Genomic DNA, 19,506 nt, shown 5'->3' with positions numbered 1-19,506 from the left:
GGCATTCCGTGATGTATAACTGCTGGAACGTCTTCCTGCCCCCGACGAAAGGTCACCTCCCGTGCCCGTCTACGACGACGTCACCCAGGTCATCGGCCGCACCCCCCTCGTCCGCCTCAACCGGCTGACCGAGGGCATCGCGGACGGCGCCCAGGTGCTCGCCAAGCTCGAGTCGCAGAACCCGGCCGCCTCGGTCAAGGACCGCATCGGCGCCTCCATCGTCGACGCCGCGGTGGAGAGCGGCGAGCTGCAGCCCGGCGGCACCATCGTCGAGGGCACCTCCGGCAACACCGGGATCGCCCTGGCCATGGTCGGCGCCGCCCGCGGCTACAAGGTCGTCCTGGCGATGCCGGACACCATGTCGATGGAGCGTCGCGCCCTGCTGCGCGCCTACGGCGCCGAGCTGGTGCTGACCCCCGGCGCCGAGGGGATGAAGGGCGCCGTGGCCAAGGCCGAGGAGATCGCCTCCGAGCGCGGAGCCGTCCGGGCCCGCCAGTTCGCCAACCCGGCCAACGTCAAGGTCCACCAGGAGACGACCGGCCCGGAGATCTGGGAGGACACCGACGGCGGTGTCGACGTGTTCGTCGCCGGCGTGGGCACCGGGGGGACGATCACCGGCGCGGGGCGCTACCTGCGCGAGCAGAAGCCCGACGTGCAGCTGGTCGTCGTGGAGCCGGCGGCGAGCCCGATCCTGTCCGGCGGCCAGCCCGGTCCGCACAAGATCCAGGGCCTGGGCGCCAACTTCGTGCCCGAGATCCTCGACACCGAGCTTTACGACGAGGTCGTCGACGTCGAGCTCGACGACGCCCTGACCACCGCCCGTGCCCTGGCGACCCAGGAGGGCATCCTGGCCGGCATCTCCTCCGGCGCCAACGTGTGGGGCGCCCTCGAGGTCGCCCGGCGTCCCGAGAGCGCCGGCAAGACGATCGTCGTCATCATCCCCTCCTTCGGCGAGCGCTACCTGTCCACCGTGCTGTTCGACGGGTTGCGCGACTGATGAGCCTGCGCTCGACCGTCGGGGCGCTGGCCCGAGCGGCCGGCGACCTGGCCACGCACGTGCGGGAGGACCTGGACGCCGCGGTCGCCCGCGACCCGGCCACCGACTCCCGGCTGGAGATGGCGCTGGCCTCGCCCGGGCTGCACGCGGTCTGGACCCACCGGGTCTCGCACGCGCTGTGGACCTCGGGGTCCAGGCTCCCGGCCCGGCTGCTGTCCCAGGCGGCCCGCGCCGCGACCGGGGTGGAGATCCACCCCGGGGCCCAGATCGGCCGCCGGTTCTTCATCGACCACGGCATGGGCGTCGTCGTGGGCGAGACCGCCGAGGTGGGTGACGACGTCATGCTCTACCACGGCGTCACCCTCGGCGGCCGCTCGATGGAGTCGGTCAAGCGCCACCCCACCGTCGGCGACGGGGTGACCGTCGGCGCGGGAGCGAAGATCCTCGGGAACATCGTCCTGGGGCACGGCGCCCAGGTGGGTGCCAACGCCGTGGTCACCAAGGACGTGCCCTCGATGGCGGTCGCGACCGGCATCCCGGCGAAGATCCGCCGCACCGACGGCAGCGTCGACCCCCAGCACGCGCTGTACGACGAGCCCGCCCTCTGGATCTGAGGCGCGAGAGGGTCTGAGCACGAGAGACGGCCGGGCCGTCACCCTCGAGCCACACCACCCACGCACGAAGCGGCCCGCCCCGGAGTGATCCGGGGCGGGCCGCTTCGTCGGTGTCAGCAGCCGGTCAGGGCAGCTTCTCCCCGCCGGGGCCGAACGACGTGGAGTCCACGTCGACGCCGGCGTTCGGGTCGTAGGACCCGGTGGCGTTGGAGTAGGTGCCGTCGGACGTCGTGCCTCGTGCCCACCGACCTTGGACTTGACCTCGCCGGCCTTGGACTTGGCCTGCTCGGAGAACTTGTTGGCGACCTCGGGGGCCTTCTCCTTGACCTCCTCGACCTTGGTCTGGACGCGGGGGTCGGTCCACAGCTTGTTGGCCTGGTCGGCGATCTGGTCGTAGCGGTCGCGACCGGCGCGGGCCCCCAGCACGTAACCGACTCCGGCACCGACGAGCAGCAGCAGCTTGTTCATGATGACTCCTTCCATGGGTCAACGTCTTTCACCCCGACCCTACAAGGCGTACCCGGCGATGGCACACCGAACCGCGTCCCCCGCGTGGCGAGGGCCGTGGTGGGACGTCGCCCGGCGCGCACGGCGTCGGCGGGCGAGGGTGGCGGAGGGTGTGGGATTCGAACCCACGGAGGTCTCCCTCGGGCGCTTTCAAGGCGCCTGCACTCGGCCACTATGCGAACCCTCCTGCACCGACGGCTCGGCCGGCGGCAGGTGACCATCATTCCACGCGCGTCCGCAGCCCTGTGGAGGATGCGCGTCGGGGGTCGCCGTGCTGCTACCGTTGACCCTGGTTGACGTTGCATTTCTCTGGCTGTGAAGGACACCGGCCCACCCATCGCTGCGGCAGTGGGAGGACGGCGAGCGCACGACCCCGGGTCGCCCGGGTCGCTGGGGGGTTCATCGCTCACCGTCCCCCGCCGACCTGGTGGGGGTCGCACCTGGCAGTACTGCAGAAAGAGACATCCCATGGCACAGGGAACCGTGAAGTGGTTCAACTCCGAAAAGGGCTTCGGCTTCATCGCTCAGGATGGCGGTGGCCCCGACGTGTTCGTCCACTACTCGGCCATTGAGAGCAACGGGTACAAGTCCCTCGAAGAGGCGCAGCGCGTCGAGTTCGAGGTCACCCAGAGCCCGAAGGGTCCGCAGGCGGACGCCGTCCGCGCGATCTGATCCCAGCTCACCGAGCTTCCGAAGGCCCTCGTCACCAGCGGTGACGGGGGCCTTCGCCCGTCCCGGCACCGCGACTCACCCCGCGACTCAGTCGCAGACCGTGCCGATCTCCTCCAGCTCGTCGGCCGGCTCCGTCGTGGTCGCCGACCCGTCGTCCACCGGCGAGGTGGTCGGCGCGTCCTCGGTGGCCCCGGTCGGCGTCGCACCGTCCACGTCCTCGGTGGGCACCGCCGGCGCCGGCTCCTCGGTCGGCTCCGGCTCGGGAGCGGGGTGCAGCGCGCCCCAGACGCGGTAGCGGATGTTCGAGTAGTTCGGGTCCGCGGTGTCGGTGTTCTGCGCCGTGAAGGGCAGGCTCTTGAGCGTCCCGTCCTGCACGAGCAGCGTCAGCTCGGCCCACGCGCCCAGGTCCTGGCGGGGGATGTCGGTCACGACGTTGTCCCCGACCGCGGTGATGATGGCCGGGTAGCGCTGCAGCAGCGTCATCGGGTTGGCCTGGTCGATGACCGCGGCCACCATGCACCGCTGCCGGCGCATCCGGTCGAAGTCGTCGGAGAGGACGCGCGAGCGGGAGTAGCCCAGCGCCTGGAACCCGTTCAGCCGCTGGGTGCCCGGCTGCAGCCACTCCAGCTGCGGGGAGTTGGGATCCAGCTGCAGCTTGCCGTTGGCGTCGGTGAAGGTCCGCCCGTTGATCGGGATCTCCTCCTTGACCGTGATGGTCACCCCGCCCATCGCGTCGATGAGGTCCTCGAAGCCCTCGAGGTTGACGATCACCGTGTGGTGGATCGGCACGCCCAGCACCGTCTCGAGCGTGCGCCGCGTAGCGGTGAGGCCGACGTTCGGGTCCCCGGCGTAGAGCCCCGGCTCCTCCTCGGCGTGCCTCTCCGCCTCCATCCAGACGGCGTTCATCAGGCACTGGTCGCCGCAGTCGTAGCCGTCGGGGTAGACCTCGTGCAGCGGGTGGTCGCGGGGGAAGGGAACCTGCTGCAGGTTGCGGGGGACGGAGAAGAGCACCGCGTCCCCGGTGCGGGTGTCGATGCTGGCCACGATCATCATCGTGTCGGTGCGGGTGCCCTCGCGGGCCTCGGCGGCGTCGGAGCCGAGCAGCAGCATGTTGACGCGGGGCAGGTCGACCCACGGGTCCTCGCCCGGGCGCAGCGAGGAGGTCGCCACGGCGCCGTCGTCCGCGTCCCCGCCGCCGACGGTGCCGTCGGTGAAGACCTTGTCCATCGCGTCCAGGTGGCTGTCGATGTAGCGCACCCCCATGACCGCCGGCGCGCTGACGACCAGGCACAGCAGCCCGGTGAAGGAGGCCAGGGCCACCCGCTGCCCGGTCGAGGAGCGGCGCGGCTGGGTCATCAGCGCGGTGAGGGAGATCGAGCCGATCCACACCAGGGTGCCGGCCACGAGGATCCCGATGATCGTCCGCAGACGTCCTCCGTCGGCGGCGGTCTGCAGGGCGGTGCTGGTCAGCCCCTCGCGGGAGACCCACCAGCCGACCGCCACGAGTGCGGCGACGGCGAGGGCGACGAGCACCAGGCCCATGCCCCGGCGGCGGGTGGGCAGCAGGCCGGCGCCCGGCACGACGGCGCTCAGCGCGGTCAGCCCCAGGGCCCGGCCCAGTCCCTGCCGGGGTCGACGTCGTCGGTGCTCCGCGCGGGTCACGTGCGCAGCGTGCTCTCCGCCGGACCGCGCGCGGCTGACGCGGTCGGCGTCGCGCGACTCGTTCATCGGGCCGGGGCAACCTTTCGTTCCAGGTGGAGGACCATCATGTCCTACCAGGCGCCGCTGGTGAACCGCTGGGAGCGCCCGCGGTGGTTTGGGGGCCGGACGGGGGGTGCAGTAGGCTGACCTGCGATCTGGAGGCGTCGCCTAGTCTGGTCTATGGCGCCCGCCTGCTAAGCGGGTTTGGGGTTTAGAGCCCCATCGAGGGTTCAAATCCCTCCGCCTCCGCCGGTCCGCTGCGCACCGCGCAGACGCCGAAGCCCCCGGACCTCGGGTCCGGGGGCTTCGGCATACCCGCTCCGGTCCGCTCCGGCGGGACCGCCCAGGTATGACGCTCAGTCGGGTTCGTCCGCGCCCTCGCCGTCGTCGGTGGGGTCGGCCTCGGCGTCCGCGTCGGAGGCGGCGTCGCCCGGCTCGTCCCCGTCGCCGGGGCCGTCGGCGGCTTCGCCCTTCTCGACCGTCTCGTCACCGTCCTCGTGCTGGCCCTCGCCCTCGACCGCGTCGGCCGCCTCGTCGGCCTGCTTGGCCTCCTTCGAGCCGCCCTCGCGCACGCTCCGCTCGATGTCGTCGACCGCCTCGACGCGCTCCTCCTTGCCCGGGGGCAGGGGCTCCTCGGCCAGGAGCGGCTCCGTCTCGTAGGGGCCGGGCTCGGTGCCCGGGACGATGCCCATCAGGCACCTGCTCCGGCGAGACGCTCCTGGAGCGTGGCGAGCTCGTCCGCCATGGCCGAGGGGAGGTCGTCGCCGAACTTCTCGAACCACTCCTGGATGAGCGGCAGCTCCTCACGCCACTCCTGGGCGTCGAAGTTCAGCGCCCTGGCGACCTGCTCCTCGTCCACGTCCAGGCCGTCGGTGTCCACGTCGCCGGGGTGGGGCAGGTAGCCGATCGGGCTCTCCTGGGCCTCGACGTTCCCCTCGAGCCGCTCGAACATCCACTTCAGCACGCGGGAGTTCTCACCGAAGCCGGGCCACAGGAAGGACCCGTCCTCGTCGCGGCGGAACCAGTTGACCATGAAGATCTTCGGCAGCTTCTCGGCGTCGGCCTGCTTGCCGAGCTCCAGCCAGTGGTCCACGTAGTCACCGGCGTTGTAGCCGATGAACGGCAGCATCGCCATCGGGTCGCGGCGCACGACGCCGACCGCGCCGGTCGCCGCGGCGGTGGTCTCCGAGGACAGCGTCGCGCCGACGAAGGTGCCGTGCTGCCAGTCCCGGGACTCCGAGACGAGGGGCACGGTGGTCTTGCGCCGTCCGCCGAACATGATCGCCGAGATCGGCACGCCGTCGGGCTCGTCGTACTCCGGGGCGATGGTCGGGCACTGGGTGATCGGCGTGCAGAAGCGGCTGTTGGGGTGCGAGGACACCTTGTCCATGTCCGGGGTCCAGCGTTCGCCGTGCCAGTCGATCAGCTCCGCCGGCGGCTCGTCGGTCATCCCCTCCCACCAGACGCCGCCGTCCAGGGTGCGGGCGACGTTGGTGAATATCGAGTTGCCCTTCTCGATCGTGGCCATGGCCACCGGGTTGGTGTCGGCGCCGGTGCCGGGGGCGACCCCGAACAGACCGAACTCTGGGTTGACGGCATACAGGCGTCCGTCTGGGCCGAAGCGCATCCAGGAGATGTCGTCGCCGACCAGCTCGGCCTTCCAGCCGGGCATCGTGGGCTGGATCATCGCCAGGTTGGTCTTGCCGCACTGCGAGGGGAACGCGCCGGCGATGTAGTGGGTCTTCCCCTCGGGGTTGGTCAGCTTGAGGATGAGCATGTGCTCGGCCATCCAGCCCTCGTCGCGGGCCATGACCGAGGCGATGCGCAGGGCGTAGCACTTCTTGCCGAGCAGGGCGTTGCCGCCGTAGCCGGAGCCGTAGGACCAGATCGCCAGCTCCTCGGGGAAGTGGACGATGTACTTGGTCTCGTTGCAGGGCCAGGGAACATCGTCCTGGCCTTCGGCCAGGGGGGCGCCGACGGAGTGCAGACCCTTGACGAAGGGAGCCTGGGTCTGCTCCATCTGCGCCAGGATCTTCGCGCCGATGCGCGCCATGATCCGCATCGAGGCGACCACGTAGGCGGAGTCGGTGACCTCCACGCCGTACTTGGGGTCCTCGGCGTCGAGGTGGCCCATGACGAAGGGGATGACGTACATCGTGCGGCCCTGCATCGACCCCTCGAAGAGCGGCCACAGGAGGTCCTTCATCTCCTGGGGGTCCATCCAGTTGTTCGTGTGCCCCGCGTCCTTCTCCTCCGCCGAGCAGATGTAGGTCTGGTCCTCCACCCGGGCCACGTCCTGCGGGTCGGACAACGCGTGGTAGCTGTTCGGCAGCGTGTCGTCGGACAGCTTCGTGAAGGTCCCCGCCTCCACGAGCTCGGCGTTGATCCGCTCGATCTCCTCGTCGGACCCGTCGATCCACACGACCTCGGTGGGCCTGGTGTGGGCGGCCACCTCCTTCACCCACGCGTCGAGCTCGGCGTGGCTGGTGCCTCCGACGGTCTGCGTCTGATGCATGAAATGAGTCCCTTCCCTGGCCTCGGCGCCATTGGTCCCTGCAAGGCGTCAGTGCCTTGACCTTTACCGTATCGTGACCCCGCCGGCCCGCAGCCCGGGGTCGCGCCCCGGGGCCGCGAGATCGGTCACACCGGTGCCGGGCCGCGAGCGCCCCGGAGGGGTGCGCGCCGGCACTACGCTTCGCTGGTGTCCGCCGAGATCGTCTACCTGCTGCTGGGCCTGGGGCTCCTGCTCGCCAGCGTGCTGCCCACGATCGTGGAGGGACGCGCGTTCTCGGCCCCGATGGTCGTCCTGACCTTCGGCGTGGTCGCCGGGCTGGTCGTGCCGGGGGAGGACCCGATCAGCCCGATCCTCGACGCCCGGGCCACCGCCCACCTGGCCGAGGCGACCGTCATCATCTCGCTCATGGGCGTCGGGCTGGCGCTCGAGCGGCCGCTGCACTGGCGCACGTGGATGCCCACGTGGCGGATGATCGCCCTGGCGATGCCCCTGAGCATCGCCGCCGTGGCCCTGCTGGGCTGGTGGTCGATGGGCCTGACGGTGCCGGCGGCGGTCCTGCTCGGTGCCGTGCTCGCGCCGACCGACCCGGTGCTGGCCAGCGACGTGCAGGTGCCTGGACCGCAGACCCCGGGGACCGGGCGCACCGAGGGGGACGTCGCGGACGTGCTGACCGAGGAGGACGAGGTGCGCTTCACGCTCACCTCCGAGGCCGGTCTCAACGACGCCTTCGCCTTCCCCTTCGTCTACCTCGGACTCTTCCTCATGGGGCGGGGAGCCTGGCAGGAGTGGGGTATGGAGTGGCTCCTGTGGACCCTGCTCGGCAAGATCGTCGTCGGGTGCCTGGTGGGATGGCTGGCCGGCCGGTTGCTCGGGGCGCTGCTCTTCCGGGGCCGGCTGCGCGGCCGGCGGGTCGCCGAGGTCGGCACCCCGCTCTTCGCGCTCGCGGCCACCTTCGCGGTCTACGGGTTGACCGAGATCGTGCAGGGGTACGGCTTCCTGGCCGTCTTCGTCGCCGCCCTCGTCCTGCGGGGCGCCGAGCGCGACCACGGCGTGCACACCGCCCTGCACGAGTTCGTCGAGCGGACCGAGACCATCCTCACCCTCGTGCTCCTGCTCATGGTCGGGGCCGCCATGTCGGCCGGGCTGCTGGCGGGGCTGACCTGGGGCGGTGCGGCCGTGGGCCTGCTCCTGGTCCTCGTCGTGCGCCCGCTCGTCGGCTGGATCTCCCTCCTTGGCTGCCGCCGCGTCGACCTGCCCGAGCGGGCGGCCATCTCCTGGTTCGGCGTGCGCGGCATCGGCTCGATCTACTACCTGGCCTACGCGCTCAGCAGCGAGTACGTCGCCGAGGGTCTGGAGCTGTGGTCGGTGGTGGCGTTCACCATCACGCTGTCCGTCGTGGTGCACGGACTGCTCGCCACCCCCGTCATGCGCTGGCTCGACGCGCGCCCCCACCGGGGCCGCGGCGGCGATTTCGCCCCCTCCGCACCCGTGGGCTAAAGTGGGTCGTCGCCGGCGCCCGTAGCTCAACGGATAGAGCATCTGACTACGGATCAGAAGGTTAGGGGTTCGAATCCCTTCGGGCGCGCGCTGTGTTGAGACAGTCGAGCGAAGGCCCTCTCCGTCAGGAGGGGGCCTTCGTGGTCGTGGGGGTCGGTGGACCGGGGTTCTGCCGACCGAAGGGTCAGCCGACCGGCGTGACCGGGTCCTCGCCGGCGAGCACGGCCACGACGTTGCGCGCGGCCAGCAGCGCCATCCCGGTGCGCGTCTCGACGGTGGCCGACCCCACGTGCGGCAGCAGCACGACGTTCTCCAGCTCCAGCAGCCCGGGGTGGACCCGCGGCTCGTGCTCGTAGACGTCCAGCCCCGCCCCGGCGATCGTGCCCTCCTGCAACGCGTGCACCAGCGCCTCCTCGTCGACGACCGGCCCCCTGGCGGTGTTGACGAGGTATGACGTGGGGCCCAGCCGGGCGAGCTCGTCCGCCCCGACCAGGTGGTGGGTGGCGGCGCTGTAGGGCAGGTGCATCGAGACCACGTCACCGGCCTCCAGCAGCTCGGCCAGCTCGACCCGCCGTGCACCCAGCTCCTCGACGACGTCCGACGGTGCGTCCCGCCGCCCGGTGTAGAGGATGTGCATCCCGAACGCCCGGGCCCGGCGTGCCGTGGCCCGGCCGATGCCGCCCAGGCCGACGATGCCGAGGGTGCGGCCCTGCAGCCCCCGGCCGAGCAGAGCTGCATAGCTGCATACCCCACTGCCACTCCTGCCCCGACCGCACGAGCCGCTCGGCCTCGCCCAGCCGGCGCGTGGACATGAGGACCAGCGCCATCGCCAGGTCTGCGGTGGCCTCCTCAGCACGCCCGGGGTGTTCGTCACCACGACCCCCCGGTCGGCGCAGACCGGGACGTCCACGTTGTCGTAGCCCACCGCGACGTTGGCCACCACCCGTACCCCCGGCCCTGCGGCGTCCAGCAGCTCGGCGTCGACCCTCTCGGTCACGAGCGTGACGAGCGCGTCGGCCCCCTCGACCAGCGCGAGCAGCTGATCGCGGGGGACCGGTCCGTCGTGCTCCCACGCGCGCACCTCGTGCCCCGCGTCCCGCAGCGCTCCGAGCGTCTCGTCGGGGAGCCTGCCCGTCACCACGACCGTCGCCATCGCCCCAGGGTATGGCGTCCGTCCTCGTCCTCGTCCTCGTCCTCGTCGCCGGCAGTCCGCCGGCCCCGTCCGCAGGCACCGTCCGCCGCCGGCCCCGTCTGCCGGCCCCGTCCGCCGGCGGGGGCGGCGCGCCAGGTGGCGCAGGTCACACCTTCAGGTGCAGACTTGCGGGCACCTCGTCGCCGGAGGAGCGACGACGAACTCCTCGGGAAGGACGGGCCATGGCCACCACCACGGGTGAGGGCGAGCGGGACTACGTGCTCAGCAAGGCGATCCACCTCGCCTCGGTCGCCGCGCTGGGCGGCTTCCTCTTCGGCTTCGACACCGCCGTCATCAACGGCGCGGTGAACGCGATGCGCGAGGACTTCGAGATGGGGTCGGCGACCACCGGCTTCGTGGTCAGCTCGGCGCTGCTGGGCTGCGTGCTCGGTGCCTACCTGGCCGGCCGCCTGGCGGAGCGGATCGGCCGTATCCGGGTGATGGTGATGGCGTCCGCGCTGTTCACCGCCTCGGCGATCGGGTCGGGCCTGGCGTTCGGCGCCTGGGACATGATCTTCTGGCGAGTCCTGGGCGGCGTCGGCGTGGGTGCGGCCTCGGTGATCGCACCGGCCTACATCGCCGAGATCTCCCCGGCCTCGATCCGCGGGCGTCTCGGCTCCCTGCAGCAGCTGGCGATCGTCACCGGCATCTTCCTGCCCTGCTGTCCGACTACTTCCTCGCGACGGTGGCCGGCGGGTCCGGCGAGCCGCTGTGGGGCAGCACCGCCTGGCGCTGGATGTTCCTGGCCGAGGTCATCCCGGCCGTCTCCTACGGCGTGCTCGCGCTGACCATCCCGGAGTCGCCGCGCTACCTCGTGGCCCGGGGCCGGATGGACGAGGCCAAGGAGGTGCTCGGCCGGGTGATGCTCAAGGGCATCCCCGAGCGGATCGCCGAGATCAAGCGGACCGTGCGCCAGGAGGCGCGGGCCTCCCTGTCGGACCTGACGACCGACGCGGGCAAGGTGCTGCCGATCGTCTGGATCGGGATCGCGCTGTCGGTCTTCCAGCAGTTCGTCGGCATCAACGTGATCTTCTACTACTCCTCGACCCTGTGGCAGGCGGTCGGCTTCACCGAGGAGGACGCCCTCACCCAGACGGTCATCACCTCGGTGACCAACATCGTCGTCACCCTCGTGGCGATCTCGCTGATCGACAAGATCGGCCGGCGGGTGCTGCTGCTCATCGGCTCGGCGGGCATGTTCGTCTCGCTCGGGCTGATGGCCTGGATCTTCGCCACCGCCAACCAGGTCGCCAACGAGGCCGGCGAGCTGGAGCCGGTCCTGGGCGACACCCAGGGCCTCATCGCCCTCATCGCCGCCAACGCCTTCGTCGTCTTCTTCGGGATGTCCTGGGGCCCGGGCGTGTGGGTGCTCCTGGGCGAGATGTTCAACAACCGCATCCGCGCCACCGCCCTGGGCATCGCCGCCGCCGCCCAGTGGCTGGCCAACTTCGCCATCTCGACCAGCTTCCCGGTCATGGCCGACCTGGGTCTGGGCTTCGCCTACGGCTTCTACACCCTTTGCGCCGTCCTGTCCTTCTTCTTCGTCCTGAAGTGGGTGCCGGAGACCAAGGGCAAGGAGCTGGAGGACATGGACTGACCGCCGCGGGCCCGCGTCGTGCGCACGACGGGGGCCGGTCGGGCCAGACGCGGTCGGGTCAGACGGGACGCGGGCCGGTCAGGCCGAACGAGGGCCGGTCCGACCGAACGAGGGCACGGGTTGTGCTGCCGGATCACGGATTTCGGCTGAACAACCCGTGCACTCGTTCGCTCGCCCGGCCCAGGCACCGTCGACAGGGCCGAGCACCGCACGCCTCGGTCCAGCAGCCGCCTCGGTCTGGCCGCACACCTCGGTCTGGCCGCACGCCCAGGCCTACCTCACGCCTGGGCCTGGCAGGCCAAGCTCCGGCCGCCGGCGGCCTGACCCTCAGACCTCGTCGGAGGACTGCGTGGACGGGTCCCACTTGAGCACGCCGTCGGCGGCCCAGCCCCGGTCCTTGATCGCCTCGCGGGCCTCGGTCTTGACGGGGCCGGTCAGCCGGTCCACGTAGAGGTAGCCGTCCAGGTGGTCGGTCTCGTGCTGCAGGCACCGCGCGAGCAGCCCCTCGCCCTCGACGACGACCTCGCCGCCCTCCAGGTCCGTGCCGGTGACCCGCGCGCGGGGGTGGCGGGCCAGCGGGAACCACTCGCCCGGGACGGACAGGCAGCCCTCGCCGTCCTCCTCGGAGTGCAGCGGCGGCGGGGTGCCCATCTTCTCCAGGACCGGGTTGACCACGACCCCGCGCGCGTTCGGACCGTCGGGCACGGGGCAGTCGTAGACGAAGATGCGCAGCCGCGAGCCCACCTGGTTGGCCGCCAAACCGACGCCGTCGGCGGCCTCCATCGTCTCGAACATGTCGGCGACGAGGGTACGGATCTCGTCGGTGACCTCCTTGACCTTCTTGGTCGGAGCGTGGAGGGCCTTGTGCCCGATGACGGTGATGGGACGGACTGCCATGGGGACGATTCTAGGATCGTCCGGAGGATGCAGCCGCACGCGTCGACGCCGCTGGGCCGGCAGGCCCGCGCAGCGCCCGCGCCAACCGCACGCGTCGACGCCGCTGGGCCGCTGGGCCGCCCCAGCGCCTACGCTTCGCCCATGAACTGGATTGAGGTGGTGGCTGGACGGGCTCGGCGGTCCTGGTGATCTCCCTGCTGCAGACCCGGCTGCTGCGGCTGCGGATCATCAACCTGGCCGGTTCGCTGATCCTGCTGGGCTACAACGCGATCATCGAGGTGTGGCCGATGGTCGGCCTCAACGTCGTGCTGTCGCTCATCAACGTCGTCTACCTGTGGCGGATGCTGCGCTCGCGGCACGACGCGCAGGCCTACACGGTGCTGGAGGTGGAGCCGGACGACCGCTACCTGGCCCACGTCCTGCACGTCCACCGTGAGGACATCGCCCGCTACAACCCCGGCTTCACGCACGATCCGCACGGGGACCACAGCGCCTACCTCGTGCTCAAGGGGGACGAGACCGTCGGGGTCGTCCTCGTCCGGGACGCCGGCGACGGGGTCGCCCAGGTGGTGCTCGACTGGGTCAGCCCCGGCTACCGGGACTTCACCCCCGGTGAGTTCGTGTACCGCGAGTCCGGGCTGTTCGCCCGGCGAGGCTTCGAGCGGGTGCTGTCCCCGGCCGGCATGGCCAACCCCTACTACGGGCGCATCGGGTTCCGGCCCGAGGGGGAACGCTGGGTGCTCGACGTCCGCGAGGACGCGGCCGGCTGAGCCTGCCACGGACCCGGGGTATGCCGCCGTCAAGCGGCCCGGTCCACGCGCCACGGACCCGCGGTATGCCGCCGTCAAGCGGCCCGGTCCACGCGCCACCGACCCGGGGTATGCCGCCGCGCGGGCGCCGCGTGCCACGTGCCTACGGACGCCGGTCCCGTCGGTCGCGTCCAGCCCGTTGGCCACGCCGGTCCCGGGGCTCCTGGCCCTCGGGGGACCGGCTGGGCGTCGGGTCGGGGTCGACCGCCACCCGGCGTCGCGTGCGCGGCTCGTCCACCCAGTCCCAGTCGGCCGGCAGCTCGCCGCGGTCCACCGCCTCCCACCGGCTCCCACCCTCCCGGTCCCGCGCGTCAGCTGCCTCCTCGCGCCGGTCCTGCCGCCGCACCCGCCCGGCGGGCGTCCCCCGCCGGGCGACGATCACGTCCGCGTCGAACCGGTCCGCCATTCCCGGGTCGTCCGACAGGTCCGTCTCGAACGGGTCCTGCACGGCCGGCTCGTCCCACGCCCCGGCGCGGGCGACGTCATACCCCTGGTCCTCCCGGTCCTCGTCGGGCCCGGGGCCCGCGTCCTCGTCGGGGTCCCACCCGGCGGTGCCGAAGATCGTGGAGCAGATGCGGCGGTACTTGTCGTCCGGGTCCGGCAGCCAGTTGATCTCCCGCATCGCCTGCTCCTGCCCGGCGGACTCCAGCACGAAGGTGCCGTAGCCGAGCATCCGACCGAGCAGGCTGCGGCCGTAGTTCATGTCGGTGACCTTGCGCAGCGGCATCATCGCGACCTTGTGCGTCAGCAGCCCGTAGGTCATGATCAGCCGCTTGTCGGTCGCCACGAACCACTCGTTGCGCCACTCGGCGAACCGCCACACCGCCCGCCCCAGCACCGCGAACCAGACCCACCACAGCACCGCGACGAGCTCGCCGACCGTCTCCTCGACCGCGGGCGACACCGCGGCGACGGCCACCAGGGAGACGAGCGCGGTGGCGACCGGCTCGAAGAGGTAGGCCCAGTGCTGGCGGGTGGCCACGACCGGCCGCTCGTCGTCGAGCAGGTAGCGCTGCAGGATGCGCCGGCTGAGGCGGATCCCGTCGTCGGTGGTCGCGGCCACGGCCATGGCGCCTGTGCTACCCGTCGACGATGTTGCCGAAGAAGCGCCCGATGTTGAGCACGCCCTGGCTGATGATGTCCCAGATGGCGCGGACGATGTCGGCGGCGCGGTCGGGGTTGGTGACGACCGCGTAGATGATGAACCCCCACAGCAGCCAGTGCAGGACCTTCTTCACCGTGGCTGGCATCGGGCGTCCTCCAGGGGGTCGGGGTCGGGGTCGGTCTGGGTCGCGGGCCGGGCACCGGTCGGCGCCTGCCCACAGGTCTGGTGCCAGTGTGGCAGAAGTGACGGAGTATGCCGTGCTCCGTCCGGTCGGGGTGTGTCGCACCTCCGTCGCAGCCGGCCGCCACCGCCCGCCGGCCCGGTCCCACCTGGCCGCGCCCCCGTCGGTGGAGCCTGCGTGCCGCTCAGCCGGCCTGGTTCAGCCCCGCAGCAGCGGCGAGGCCACCATCCGGTCCAGGGCCTCCTCGACCTCGGCCGTCGACCCGGCGAAACTCAGCCGCACCATCCGGTGGCCCTCGACGGTGTCGAAGTCCACGCCGGGGGTGATCGCCACGCCGCAGTCGGCGAGCAGGGCCTGGCACCAGGCCACCGAGTCGTCGGTGAGGTGGCCGACGTCGCACCAGGCGTAGAACGCGCCGTCCGGCGGGGCGTCCGTGCGCAGCCCGACCTCGGGAAGGCGGCGGACGAGCACCTCGCGGGTGACGGCATACCGCTCCCGGTGGCCCTCCAGCTCGGCCCGCGCCTGCGGCGTGAACGCGCCGAGGGCGGCGTACTGGCTGATGCGGGCGGGCAGATGTTGAGGTTGCCGGTGAGGACCTCGAGCGGGCGGCGCAACGAGGCCGGGGCGAGCAGCCAGCCCACCCGCCAGCCGGTCATCGAGAAGTACTTGCTCACCGAACCCACCACGACCGCCTCGCGGGAGGTCTCCCACGCGCTCGCGGTCGCCCGGCCGTAGCTCAGCCCGTGGTAGATCTCGTCGCTGACCAGCAGCGTCCCGTGCTCCTCGCACCAGCGGGCCAGGCCGGCCAGCTCGTCGGCGTCGATCACGGTCCCGGTCGGGTTCGCCGGGGACGCGACGATCAGCCCGGCGGGCGGCCCGGACGCCGCGGCCAGCTCCTCCATCATCGCCACCGTCGGCTGGTAGCGCGTGTGCGGCCCGCAGTCCAGCTCGTGCACCCGCACGCCGAGCGCCTGCAGGGTGTTGCGGTAGGCGGGATATCCCGGCCGGGCCATCACGACCGTGTCGCCGACGTCGAACGCGGCGAGGAAGAGGGCGGTGACGCTCCCGAGGACCCGGGGAAGACGAGCACCTCGTCCGGGTCGACGTCGATGCCGCTGAGCTCCCGGTGGTGCTCGGCGACCGCCTGCCGCAGGGGGAGGATGCCGGTCGACTCGGTGTACCCCAGCACCTGGGAGGTGGCCGCCCGGACCGCCGCCTCGACGGCGGGCGCCGGCGCGGGCGTCGAGGGCTGGCCGGCGCAGAGCATGAGGACGTCACCGTGGGTGCGCTGCCGCTCGGCCGCGGCCTTGAGCACCTCCATGACGTGGAAGGGCTCGACCGCGGACCGCCGCGAGACCCGCGCGGGGCGCGACGCCATACCCGGTGCTCCTCAGACCACGCCGTAGAGCCGGTCGCCCGCGTCCCCCAGGCCGGGGACGATGTAGCCGTGCTCGTTGAGCCGCTCGTCGATGGCGCCGGTGACGATGGTGATCGGGCACTCGACGTCGGACAGCTCGGACTGCAGGCGCTCGATGCCCTCCGGGGCGCTGAGCAGGGTGATCGCGGTGATGTCGTCGGCGCCGCGGTCGACGAGGAAGCGGACGGCGGCGGCGAGGGTCCCGCCCGTGGCCAGCATGGGGTCGAGCAGGTAGCACTGCCGCCGGTCCAGGTCCTCGGGCAACCGGTTGGCGTAGGTGTGCGCCTCCAGCGTCTCCTCGTTGCGCACCATGCCCAGGAACCCGACCTCGGCGGTCGGCAGCATCCGCATCATGCCGTCGAGCATGCCCAGGCCGGCGCGCAGGATGGGCACGACGAGGGGCTTGGGCGAGGCCAGGTGGATGCCCTTGGTGGGCGCCACCGGCGTCTCGATGTCGAACGGGGCGACCCGCACGTCCCGGGTGGCCTCGTAGGCGAGCAGCGTCACCAGCTCGTCGGTCAGCCGGCGGAAGGTCGGGGTGTCGGTCCGCCGGTCACGCAGGTACGTGAGCTTGTGGGCGATGAGGGGGTGGTCGGCAACGTGCACGCGCATAGGCAAGACTCTAGGTCGTGGCGGATCGCGGCGGCACCCCGGTCGGGGGCGGAGGGCCCGGGAGGGCGGACGGGGCCTCCGGCGTGCGCGTCGGACCGGGCGCCGGCCCGGCCTTCCCCCCGAGGTATGCGGAGTGGCTGCGGCTCGCGCTCGACGAGGCCGGGGCGGCGGCCGGGTCGGGCGACGTGCCGATCGGCGCGGTCGTCGTGGACGAGGACGGCCGGGTGGTCGGGCGGGGGCACAACGTGCGCGAGGCCGAGCACGACCCCACGGGGCACGCCGAGGTGGTCGCCCTCCGGGAGGCGGGGAGGGCGCAGGGACGGTGGCGGCTGGAGGGCTGCACGCTCGTCGTGACCCTGGAGCCGTGCGCGATGTGTGCAGGGGCGGCGGTGCTGGCCAGGGTCGACCGGATCGTGTTCGGCGCGTGGGACGAGAAGGCCGGGGCGTGCGGGTCGGTGTGGGACCTGCCGCGGGACCGGGCGGCGCTGCACCGGCCGGAGGTCGTCGGTGGGGTGATGGCCGAGGAGAGCGCCCGGTTGCTGCTGGACTTCTTCGCGGGGCGTCGCGGGATGACGCGGGCCGACGGGGCCGACGGGGCCAGTGGGGACGGCGGGGACGGCGGGGATGGCGGGACCGAGGGAGGGCGTCCGCTGACGCCCGATCCCGATGCGCACTGATTTTCAGGCCCCGGGGCCGTTCGGGTAACCTGTCCGGCGGTGGCGTGTCCGAGCGGCCTAAGGAGCACGCCTCGAAAGCGTGTGAGGGCGCAAGTCCTCCGTGGGTTCAAATCCCACCGCCACCGCGCTGGTCCGAGCAGGACCCGAAGACCCCCGAGCTGAACGGCTCGGGGGTCTTCTGCGTCCTGGTCGCTGCGGGGCTCCCAGGGGTGCCCGTGCAGACCCCGCTGGACGGGGAAGGCGACGGGGCGTTGCCCAGAATGGACCTCACTAGTTGCGCTGTCTGACTAGTCAGATATACGATCTAGTCATGCAACGAGAGCAGTGGCCGAGCGAGTGGCTGCGGGGTGTCCTGGGGGTCTGCGTGCTGCGGATCCTGCTCGACGGCCCCAGCTACGGCTACGCCATCACCCAGCGGCTGGCCGAGGTCGGTCTCGGCGAGGTCAAGGGCGGGACGCTCTATCCCCTCCTGGGCCGGCTCGAGCAGGCCGGCCACGTCGAGGTCGAGTGGCGACCCGGCGACGGCGGGCCGGGACGCAAGTACTTCGCCCTCACCGGCACAGGTCGCGCCCACGCCCACCGGCAGGCGGCCGACTGGGCCGCCTTCACCACCACCACCCGCGCGCTGACCGACGGCGCGCTCGACCCCCAGGGGGAGCACCGATGAGCAGGACGAGCAAGCAGAGGAACGGCCGGGCAGGACGCGACCGGTCGGCGCAGCACCCGGCGGACCGGGACCCGGCGGACCTCGCGCCCAGCGTCGACCGGGCCTGGGCGGACGAGTTCGCGCTCGAGCAGCGTCTGCTGGACGTGCCCGGGGCCCGGATCGGCGACGCCCTCGTCACCGTCGAGACGCACGTGGCCGAGTCCGGTGAGACGGCGCAGGAGGCGTTCGGCGACGCCCGGGCCTACGCCCGGGAGCTGGCCGACAGCGAGGGGGCCGCACCCGGTCCGGTCGGGGTGACCACGGCGACGTGGGCGGTGCTCGGCCTGGTCGGGATGGTCCTGTCCGGGTGGGGGTTCTCGGCGTGGCTCGAGGAGGTTCCGGCCGACATCTCGGTGGGCGCGCTCGTCGGTGGCGCGTTCGTGCTGACCTCCCTGGGGGTCCTCCTGCTGGCCCCGGGCGTCGTCCTGCGGGCCCTCGTCTCCCGGCTCTGGGTCGGTGCGGTCCTGATGGCGGTCCCCGTCATGGCGATGGGCGTCGCGATGGTGCTCCTCCCTGCCACCGCGTTCCAGGTCCCCGCACTGCCGGTGCTGGCTCTCGGGCTGCTCCTCGTGGCCGTGGCCAGCGTGCTCGGGTGGTTCGACCACGACCAGGGCGACCTGGTCCTGGCCCCCGGGGAGCGACCGACCGGAGACAGCCGCGTCCGCCTGCGCCTGGCCCTCGTCCTGCCGGCGGCCACCCTCGTCGTGCTGATGCTCTCGTGGGTGGTTGACCTGCTGCTGTGAGCGGAGTGCTCAGCCCGTGGTGGTGGAGACCGACGTGATGAACAGGCCCATGAACGCCAGGAAGACCAGGGTCCCGAGCACCAGGAAGACGGTGCCCACGATGCCGGTGACCATGCCCCCGACGAGCATCGAACGGTTGGCGGCCGGGACGCCCGAGCGGTCGACCTCCTTGAGCGCGCTGTGGCCCATGGCCCAGGCGAACGGCCCGAGGAGGGGCAGCATGACGACGCTGAGGATGCCCAGCACCAGGACGGTCGTCCCGCGGGGGTGGTTGTAGGCGGCGGGTGCGCCCCAGGGCGCCGGCCCGGCGGCCGGGCCGGTCTCCATGCCGGACCGGTCGTCCGGCAGGCCGCCGGTCGGGGAGGAGGGAGCCGCGGACCCGTGGGACAGCTGGGGCCGGTAGGCCCAGGGATCCTCCGGCTCGCTGCCCCCGGTCGGCGGGGTCGGCCTGAACTCGCGCATGCAGGCGACGGTACTCCTGGCAGCACCTCCTCGGGAGGGCCGACGACGAACCTGTGGACGGAGCACCGACGGGGCAGCGGCCACCGCGAGATGCGGCGACCGACGCCGGGCGGACGGGCCGGCGGCGACCCTCAGCCGCGCGCGAGCTCCTCGGCCGCGCGGGCGATGTCGTCCAGCTCGGTCCTCAGGGACTTCTCGGTGAGCTTGGTCCCCAGCGGACCGACGACCTTCAGCGCCAGCCGCTGCAGCCGGCTCGGGTCGGTCACGTGGGCCTCGAAGACGACGGTCAGGAGCGTGCCGGCCGACTCGTCCAGCGACTCCAGCAGGAGCGTCGTGCGGTAGCGCGTGCTGCCGTCGACCGCCTCGGTCACCGTCCGGCGGAGCGGGTCGTTGTCCACGACGACCATCTCCTGGGTCTCGGAGGCGCCCATCATCCGCCGCGTCTCGCGCCAGCGGGTGCCGACGGCGTACGGGCCGTCGGAGACGACGTGCAGCTCGGTGACCTGCGAGAGCCGCTCCGCCGCCCGGTCGAGGTCGGTGACGACCTCCCAGACGGCCGCGGGCGGTGCCGAGACCCGTCGGGAGAGGGTGACCTGGTGGTCCAT

The 19,506-nt window shown here is 72.2% G+C and carries 20 protein-coding genes, 4 tRNA genes and 2 pseudogenes; 12 read left to right on the top strand and 14 right to left on the bottom strand.

Annotation, left to right across the window (positions count from 1 at the left end):
- The first annotated feature begins 61 nt into the window (after positions 1 to 61).
- Both cysK and epsC read left to right on the top strand, forming a co-directional pair.
- Positions 62 to 997, top strand: coding sequence for a cysteine synthase A (gene cysK / locus ACQ95T_RS17145; protein ID WP_425942048.1), 936 nt, complete (start codon positions 62 to 64; stop codon positions 995 to 997).
- Entirely contained in the window at positions 997 to 1,611 is a 615-nt protein-coding gene (gene epsC, locus ACQ95T_RS17140; RefSeq protein ID WP_425942046.1) for a serine O-acetyltransferase EpsC, read from the top strand. Before cysK ends, epsC begins: the two co-directional genes overlap by 1 nt.
- A 608-nt stretch (positions 1,612 to 2,219) precedes the next feature.
- Here epsC and ACQ95T_RS17135 read toward each other — a convergent pair.
- A tRNA-Ser gene (locus ACQ95T_RS17135) sits at positions 2,220 to 2,305 on the bottom strand.
- Positions 2,306 to 2,586: 281 nt separating this feature from the next.
- Between ACQ95T_RS17135 and ACQ95T_RS17130 the strand changes: the two genes are divergently transcribed.
- Complete coding sequence (locus tag ACQ95T_RS17130; protein ID WP_425942042.1) at positions 2,587 to 2,790, top strand: cold-shock protein; 204 nt, start codon at positions 2,587 to 2,589, stop codon at positions 2,788 to 2,790.
- A gap of 87 nt (positions 2,791 to 2,877) precedes the next feature.
- On the opposite strand, the gene ACQ95T_RS17125 is transcribed toward ACQ95T_RS17130, so the two are convergent.
- Positions 2,878 to 4,518, bottom strand: coding sequence for an LCP family protein (locus tag ACQ95T_RS17125; RefSeq protein ID WP_431473151.1), 1,641 nt, complete (start codon positions 4,516 to 4,518; stop codon positions 2,878 to 2,880).
- 130 nt (positions 4,519 to 4,648) lie between these two features.
- Here ACQ95T_RS17125 and ACQ95T_RS17120 point away from each other — a divergent pair.
- Positions 4,649 to 4,740 (top strand) — tRNA-Ser (locus tag ACQ95T_RS17120).
- A gap of 107 nt (positions 4,741 to 4,847) precedes the next feature.
- On the opposite strand, the gene ACQ95T_RS17115 is transcribed toward ACQ95T_RS17120, so the two are convergent.
- Positions 4,848 to 5,183, bottom strand: a complete 336-nt coding sequence (locus tag ACQ95T_RS17115; RefSeq protein ID WP_425942038.1) for a hypothetical protein — start codon at positions 5,181 to 5,183, stop codon at positions 4,848 to 4,850.
- The gene (locus ACQ95T_RS17110; protein WP_425942036.1) at positions 5,183 to 7,006 is read right to left on the bottom strand and encodes a phosphoenolpyruvate carboxykinase (GTP); all 1,824 of its coding nucleotides are present in this window, start codon (positions 7,004 to 7,006) and stop codon (positions 5,183 to 5,185) included. The genes ACQ95T_RS17115 and ACQ95T_RS17110 overlap by 1 nt, the downstream gene beginning before the upstream one ends.
- Before the next feature lie 186 nt (positions 7,007 to 7,192).
- On the opposite strand from ACQ95T_RS17110, the gene ACQ95T_RS17105 reads away from it, so the two are divergent.
- Together ACQ95T_RS17105 and ACQ95T_RS17100 are read left to right on the top strand one after the other, a co-directional pair.
- Positions 7,193 to 8,503 carry a cation:proton antiporter gene (locus ACQ95T_RS17105; RefSeq protein ID WP_425942034.1) on the top strand — a complete coding sequence of 437 codons (1,311 nt, stop codon included), beginning with the start codon at positions 7,193 to 7,195 and terminating at the stop codon, positions 8,501 to 8,503.
- A 15-nt stretch (positions 8,504 to 8,518) separates the two neighbouring features.
- Positions 8,519 to 8,591 (top strand) — tRNA-Arg (locus ACQ95T_RS17100).
- 96 nt (positions 8,592 to 8,687) lie between these two features.
- On the opposite strand, the gene ACQ95T_RS17095 is transcribed toward ACQ95T_RS17100, so the two are convergent.
- Positions 8,688 to 9,656, bottom strand: coding sequence for an NAD(P)-dependent oxidoreductase (locus tag ACQ95T_RS17095; RefSeq protein WP_431473150.1), 969 nt, complete (start codon positions 9,654 to 9,656; stop codon positions 8,688 to 8,690).
- Positions 9,657 to 9,877: 221 nt separating this feature from the next.
- Between ACQ95T_RS17095 and ACQ95T_RS17090 the strand changes: the two are divergent.
- Positions 9,878 to 11,292 (top strand): annotated as a pseudogene (locus ACQ95T_RS17090) (sugar porter family MFS transporter).
- A gap of 327 nt (positions 11,293 to 11,619) precedes the next feature.
- Here the strand turns inward: ACQ95T_RS17090 and def are convergent.
- Entirely contained in the window at positions 11,620 to 12,189 is a 570-nt protein-coding gene (gene def, locus ACQ95T_RS17085) for a peptide deformylase (protein ID WP_425942028.1), read from the bottom strand.
- Positions 12,190 to 12,374: 185 nt separating this feature from the next.
- Between def and ACQ95T_RS17080 the strand changes: the two genes are divergently transcribed.
- Positions 12,375 to 12,959, top strand: a complete 585-nt coding sequence (locus ACQ95T_RS17080; protein WP_431473149.1) for a hypothetical protein — start codon at positions 12,375 to 12,377, stop codon at positions 12,957 to 12,959.
- A 142-nt stretch (positions 12,960 to 13,101) separates the two neighbouring features.
- Here ACQ95T_RS17080 and ACQ95T_RS17075 read toward each other — a convergent pair whose 3' ends face one another.
- From ACQ95T_RS17075 to upp, 6 genes and pseudogenes are all read right to left on the bottom strand, one after another.
- Positions 13,102 to 14,067, bottom strand: coding sequence for a PH domain-containing protein (locus tag ACQ95T_RS17075; protein ID WP_425942024.1), 966 nt, complete (start codon positions 14,065 to 14,067; stop codon positions 13,102 to 13,104).
- A 10-nt stretch (positions 14,068 to 14,077) separates the two neighbouring features.
- Positions 14,078 to 14,248, bottom strand: coding sequence for a hypothetical protein (locus ACQ95T_RS17070; RefSeq protein WP_425942022.1), 171 nt, complete (start codon positions 14,246 to 14,248; stop codon positions 14,078 to 14,080).
- 234 nt (positions 14,249 to 14,482) lie between these two features.
- Positions 14,483 to 14,755: an aminotransferase class I/II-fold pyridoxal phosphate-dependent enzyme gene (locus ACQ95T_RS17065; RefSeq protein WP_431473922.1), complete on the bottom strand. Its 273-nt coding sequence runs from the start codon at positions 14,753 to 14,755 to the stop codon at positions 14,483 to 14,485.
- 146 nt (positions 14,756 to 14,901) lie between these two features.
- Positions 14,902 to 15,297 (bottom strand): annotated as a pseudogene (locus tag ACQ95T_RS17060) (aminotransferase class I/II-fold pyridoxal phosphate-dependent enzyme); the annotation flags it as partial.
- Positions 15,297 to 15,662, bottom strand: a complete 366-nt coding sequence (locus tag ACQ95T_RS17055; RefSeq protein WP_431473148.1) for an aminotransferase class I/II-fold pyridoxal phosphate-dependent enzyme — start codon at positions 15,660 to 15,662, stop codon at positions 15,297 to 15,299. The pseudogene ACQ95T_RS17060 and the gene ACQ95T_RS17055, both read right to left, overlap by 1 nt.
- Before the next feature lie 12 nt (positions 15,663 to 15,674).
- A complete protein-coding gene (gene upp / locus ACQ95T_RS17050; protein WP_425942018.1) occupies positions 15,675 to 16,313 on the bottom strand; it encodes a uracil phosphoribosyltransferase in 639 nt (212 codons plus the stop codon).
- A gap of 137 nt (positions 16,314 to 16,450) precedes the next feature.
- On the opposite strand from upp, the gene ACQ95T_RS17045 reads away from it, so the two are divergent.
- The 4 genes from ACQ95T_RS17045 (at position 16,451) to ACQ95T_RS17030 (ending at position 18,439) form a co-directional block, all read left to right on the top strand.
- Positions 16,451 to 16,990: a nucleoside deaminase gene (locus ACQ95T_RS17045; protein ID WP_425942509.1), complete on the top strand. Its 540-nt coding sequence runs from the start codon at positions 16,451 to 16,453 to the stop codon at positions 16,988 to 16,990.
- Positions 16,991 to 17,028: 38 nt separating this feature from the next.
- Positions 17,029 to 17,115, top strand: a tRNA-Ser gene (locus ACQ95T_RS17040).
- A gap of 185 nt (positions 17,116 to 17,300) precedes the next feature.
- A complete protein-coding gene (locus ACQ95T_RS17035; protein WP_425942016.1) occupies positions 17,301 to 17,657 on the top strand; it encodes a PadR family transcriptional regulator in 357 nt (118 codons plus the stop codon).
- Positions 17,654 to 18,439 carry a hypothetical protein gene (locus ACQ95T_RS17030; RefSeq protein ID WP_431473147.1) on the top strand — a complete coding sequence of 262 codons (786 nt, stop codon included), beginning with the start codon at positions 17,654 to 17,656 and terminating at the stop codon, positions 18,437 to 18,439. Before ACQ95T_RS17035 ends, ACQ95T_RS17030 begins: the two co-directional genes overlap by 4 nt.
- Positions 18,440 to 18,448: 9 nt before the next feature.
- Here ACQ95T_RS17030 and ACQ95T_RS17025 read toward each other — a convergent pair whose 3' ends face one another.
- Both ACQ95T_RS17025 and ACQ95T_RS17020 read right to left on the bottom strand, forming a co-directional pair.
- Positions 18,449 to 18,901 (bottom strand): DUF4190 domain-containing protein, encoded by a 453-nt coding sequence (locus ACQ95T_RS17025; RefSeq protein WP_425942012.1) that lies wholly within the window; start codon positions 18,899 to 18,901, stop codon positions 18,449 to 18,451.
- Positions 18,902 to 19,032: 131 nt separating this feature from the next.
- The gene (locus ACQ95T_RS17020; RefSeq protein ID WP_425942010.1) at positions 19,033 to 19,506 is read right to left on the bottom strand and encodes an SRPBCC family protein; all 474 of its coding nucleotides are present in this window, start codon (positions 19,504 to 19,506) and stop codon (positions 19,033 to 19,035) included.

Origin of the sequence: Ornithinimicrobium carbonis (assembly GCF_050703245.1) — a bacterium.
GTDB lineage: Bacteria > Actinomycetota > Actinomycetes > Actinomycetales > Dermatophilaceae > Ornithinicoccus.
The sequence above is the reverse complement of the archived record's forward strand: the minus strand, read 5'-3'. Positions and strand labels throughout refer to the sequence as shown.

Coding starts and splice junctions, on each gene's coding strand:
- epsC (WP_425942046.1), top strand. CDS start 997: ATGAGCCTGCGCTCGACCGTCGGGGCGCTGGCCCGAGCGGCCGGCGAC.
- ACQ95T_RS17130 (WP_425942042.1), top strand. CDS start 2,587: ATGGCACAGGGAACCGTGAAGTGGTTCAACTCCGAAAAGGGCTTCGGC.
- ACQ95T_RS17125 (WP_431473151.1), bottom strand. CDS start 4,518: ATGAACGAGTCGCGCGACGCCGACCGCGTCAGCCGCGCGCGGTCCGGC.
- ACQ95T_RS17115 (WP_425942038.1), bottom strand. CDS start 5,183: ATGGGCATCGTCCCGGGCACCGAGCCCGGCCCCTACGAGACGGAGCCG.
- ACQ95T_RS17110 (WP_425942036.1), bottom strand. CDS start 7,006: ATGCATCAGACGCAGACCGTCGGAGGCACCAGCCACGCCGAGCTCGAC.
- ACQ95T_RS17095 (WP_431473150.1), bottom strand. CDS start 9,656: ATGGCGACGGTCGTGGTGACGGGCAGGCTCCCCGACGAGACGCTCGGA.
- def (WP_425942028.1), bottom strand. CDS start 12,189: ATGGCAGTCCGTCCCATCACCGTCATCGGGCACAAGGCCCTCCACGCT.
- ACQ95T_RS17075 (WP_425942024.1), bottom strand. CDS start 14,067: ATGGCCGTGGCCGCGACCACCGACGACGGGATCCGCCTCAGCCGGCGC.
- ACQ95T_RS17070 (WP_425942022.1), bottom strand. CDS start 14,248: ATGCCAGCCACGGTGAAGAAGGTCCTGCACTGGCTGCTGTGGGGGTTC.
- ACQ95T_RS17055 (WP_431473148.1), bottom strand. CDS start 15,662: ATGGCGTCGCGCCCCGCGCGGGTCTCGCGGCGGTCCGCGGTCGAGCCC.
- upp (WP_425942018.1), bottom strand. CDS start 16,313: ATGCGCGTGCACGTTGCCGACCACCCCCTCATCGCCCACAAGCTCACG.
- ACQ95T_RS17035 (WP_425942016.1), top strand. CDS start 17,301: ATGCAACGAGAGCAGTGGCCGAGCGAGTGGCTGCGGGGTGTCCTGGGG.
- ACQ95T_RS17030 (WP_431473147.1), top strand. CDS start 17,654: ATGAGCAGGACGAGCAAGCAGAGGAACGGCCGGGCAGGACGCGACCGG.
- ACQ95T_RS17025 (WP_425942012.1), bottom strand. CDS start 18,901: ATGCGCGAGTTCAGGCCGACCCCGCCGACCGGGGGCAGCGAGCCGGAG.
- ACQ95T_RS17020 (WP_425942010.1), bottom strand. CDS start 19,506: ATGGACCACCAGGTCACCCTCTCCCGACGGGTCTCGGCACCGCCCGCG.